Genomic DNA, 2,842 nt, shown 5'->3' with positions numbered 1-2,842 from the left:
TAGTGACTTGAATCTGGCGGAGTGCAGGGTTTAGAATGCAGTTGTAACAATAATAAACAATTTTTAATCTTTCCCGATAAGTGAATGAGTTTAGTCAACACGGTTGCGGCTAAATCAACGGTATGGCGCTGGTTGCTGCCTGTCTTGGTAGTGCTGGTGGTGGGCGGCGGTTGGGGGGTTTCTCTCCTGTTGCCTCTGCGGGATCCCTACATTCAATCGGTACGGGCGGCAGCGGGCGATCCGAGTCGCGGCGAGCAAATTTTTATTCTCAACTGCGCGGGCTGTCACGGCATGGATGGCAAGGGGGAAGTCGGCCCTAGCCTCGTGCAGATTAGTCACCGTCGATCCCAAACAAAACTCATCCAGCAAATTACCAGTGGCAATACCCCTCCCATGCCCAAGTTTCAAGCCCAACCCCAAGACATGGCCGACCTATTAAGCTACTTGAAGACACTCTAAAACTTTTGACAAAAGCGCTACAGGTCGAGGCGGTATATTAGATTGTGTTATCAGCATTACCAATTTCGAGCATCCTTTGGTGGGAATGGAAGAAGCCTTTGCGGTGGGCGATCGCGTTCGCCTTGTGGAACTGCCGCCCTATGTGAAAACAGCGGAGCCAATGCCAATGTTGCGTCCCGCCAGTATCCTCACCCTCGGTGAAGAAGGAGTGATCCTCGGCCAGCAGCCGGGGAACTATTGGGTGGTGCGCCTAGAGCGGGGTGCCTTTTTGCTAGAAGCCAAATATCTCAAGCGGCTGTAGTACCTTCGCTGCCATGGCTTCACTGCTTTCCCTGTGCATGATTGTCAAAAACGAAGCCCATCAATTGCGGCGTTGCTTGCAGTCGGTACAGCCTTGGGTGGATGAAATTATTATTGTAGACACGGGTTCGACAGATGAGACGATCGCCATTGCCCGCGAATTTACCTCCCATGTCCATTCCATTGTCTGGCAAGCGGATTTTGCTGCCGCCCGCAATGCCTCCCTAGCCCACGCAAGCGGGGAGTGGGTCTTCTACATTGATGCCGATGAAGAATTGGTGGTCACGGATCCCCAGTGGCGAGACCAATTGACGGCTGAAAGTGCGAATGCCATCAATCAGTGGAGCCTGCTGCGTCGTGAACAGGCGGGCAATCGCAACTGGAGCGAGTTTTGGAATCTCCGCTTTGGCCGCCGTTTTCCTGATCTCCACTTTGTCGGAGCGCTCCACGAGCAACTGTACTATCGGGAACGGCAGGCAGTGGTGGGTCAGTTGCAGGGGGTCTATCTCATTCACCACAACCAACAAAGTCAAGACCAGTTCCTCGCAAAAATTCGCGATCGCAATATCCCCATCCTCGAAAAAATGGTGCAGCAGGGCGATCGCCGACTGCAAAACTTGGTGTGCCTTGGAGATCATTATGCTGCCTGTGGCGATCGCGATCGCGCCCAAGCATGGTATGAACAAGCCCTTGAGCAGATTGCCCCTGCCGTCGAACAGGGGATACTCCCGAGGGACACCACATGGCTGCGTCATCTCCTTTTTTGGGTGAGCTACCGCGCCTTTGAGGCCAAGGACTACGAAACGGCTCAGTATTACCTCAGCTATGGCCTACGCTTCTTTGATCGTTATCCGCCCCTGCTCTATGTGGCGGGGTTACTCATTTTTGAATTGGGCCTACATCGGGGAGCCTTGCCCTACTTTCACCGCTGTTTAGATCTCTTTGAGCAGGGAACCTACGATCGCGCCGAACCCTTCGATCGCCAGTGGCTGACCAACCAGCCTGCCTACAGTCTTGGGTTTACCTACATGACCCTTCAGGAGCGCGATCGCGCCATTGCCTATTTTCAGAAGACCCTGGAATTTAACCCTGACTATCCCCCCGCTCAGATGTACCTGCAACAATTGTTGACGGCATCGGCAAATCAAGGGTAATGCGAGTGCCCGCCCCGGCTGCTGAGCGAATCCACATCCGTCCCTGAAAGCGCTTGGTGACAAAGAACGCCTTCGTCAGCCCAAAGCCACCCCCCATTGTGCGGCGATCTTGAACGTTGGAGCCTCGGTAGCCAAAGCCAACCACCTTAGGAATTTCCTCAACGGGGATCCCACAGCCCGTATCCTCCACCACAAACTTGAGATGATCGGCCGTTTGTACCAGTCCGGCAATGATTTTGCCCCCTTGGGGAGTATATTTACGGGCATTGGCAATTAAATCTCGCATCGCATCCTCAAAGACGGGAGGCATTAAAACCGTGCGACCATTGGGGGTCTGAATATCAAAGGTAAGAAAATAATCCGAAGCTTCCTGAGCAGCAATATTGTGGAGAATGCGGTAACGCCCCTTACTATTTTTCTCAATGGCTTGGAAGACTTGTTCAAACTGAGCCTGCAATTGTTCAATGGGCACCTCGACCCAAGCGGTGGGTGCCTTTTCCCGGGCAAGGAGTTGTTGCACTCGCACCTCCACTACGTCAAAGACCGATTGGATATTGGCCACCGCCTCCTGCACATCGGGGGTCATGGCTTTGTCGGGATACTGAGCCAGTGCAGTTTCAATGTTGCCGGTGATCGCTGACCGTAGATCACTGATTTGCTGTAGATAGGCCAAAATGGTCGGGCGATCGCCCAAAGCATTCACAAGTTGTTCTAAGCTCTTCAGACTGGGCTGCAATACGTCCCAATCATCGAGTTCCAGTTCCAAAAATTGCAGTTCCCCCAGCAAGATATTGAGGGTATTCAAGATACTGTGCATATCCAACAGGGTCTCCTGCTGGCTAGAAAGGGGGGGCGCCTCAGTAATTTCTATCTCCACAGGGCAACAGGATTGCGTACTCATTTGAAACCAACCTTTTCCTTAAAGTTAT

General features: G+C 52.7%; 4 protein-coding genes. 3 read left to right on the top strand and 1 reads right to left on the bottom strand.

Annotated elements, in window-relative coordinates; genetic code table 11:
• Window positions 1–84 precede the first annotated feature (84 nt).
• The 3 genes from IGQ15_RS09515 (at window position 85) to IGQ15_RS09505 (ending at window position 1,913) form a co-directional block, all read left to right on the top strand.
• Window positions 85–459, top strand: a complete 375-nt coding sequence (locus IGQ15_RS09515; protein ID WP_297051179.1) for a cytochrome c — start codon at window positions 85–87, stop codon at window positions 457–459.
• 85 nt (window positions 460–544) lie between these two features.
• Entirely contained in the window at window positions 545–760 is a 216-nt protein-coding gene (sipA, locus tag IGQ15_RS09510) for a regulatory protein SipA (protein ID WP_206200898.1), read from the top strand.
• Window positions 761–773: 13 nt separating this feature from the next.
• Window positions 774–1,913 (top strand): glycosyltransferase, encoded by a 1,140-nt coding sequence (locus tag IGQ15_RS09505; RefSeq protein WP_297051178.1) that lies wholly within the window; start codon window positions 774–776, stop codon window positions 1,911–1,913.
• Here the strand turns inward: IGQ15_RS09505 and IGQ15_RS09500 are convergent.
• Complete coding sequence (locus tag IGQ15_RS09500; protein WP_297051176.1) at window positions 1,843–2,814, bottom strand: sensor histidine kinase; 972 nt, start codon at window positions 2,812–2,814, stop codon at window positions 1,843–1,845. The two genes, IGQ15_RS09505 and IGQ15_RS09500, sit on opposite strands and share 71 nt — an antisense overlap.
• Window positions 2,815–2,842: the final 28 nt, after the last annotated feature.

It is taken from the genome of Thermosynechococcus sp. M98_K2018_005 (assembly GCF_015295825.1).
Classification (GTDB): Bacteria; Cyanobacteriota; Cyanobacteriia; order Thermosynechococcales; family Thermosynechococcaceae; genus Thermosynechococcus.
This window is presented reverse-complemented; position numbering and strand designations above follow the sequence as displayed.

Bases quoted from the DNA above. Each gene is read 5' to 3' on its own strand.
- IGQ15_RS09515 (WP_297051179.1), top strand. From the start codon at position 85: ATGAGTTTAGTCAACACGGTTGCGGCTAAATCAACGGTATGGCGCTGG.
- sipA (WP_206200898.1), top strand. From the start codon at position 545: ATGGAAGAAGCCTTTGCGGTGGGCGATCGCGTTCGCCTTGTGGAACTG.
- IGQ15_RS09505 (WP_297051178.1), top strand. From the start codon at position 774: ATGGCTTCACTGCTTTCCCTGTGCATGATTGTCAAAAACGAAGCCCAT.
- IGQ15_RS09500 (WP_297051176.1), bottom strand. From the start codon at position 2,814: ATGAGTACGCAATCCTGTTGCCCTGTGGAGATAGAAATTACTGAGGCG.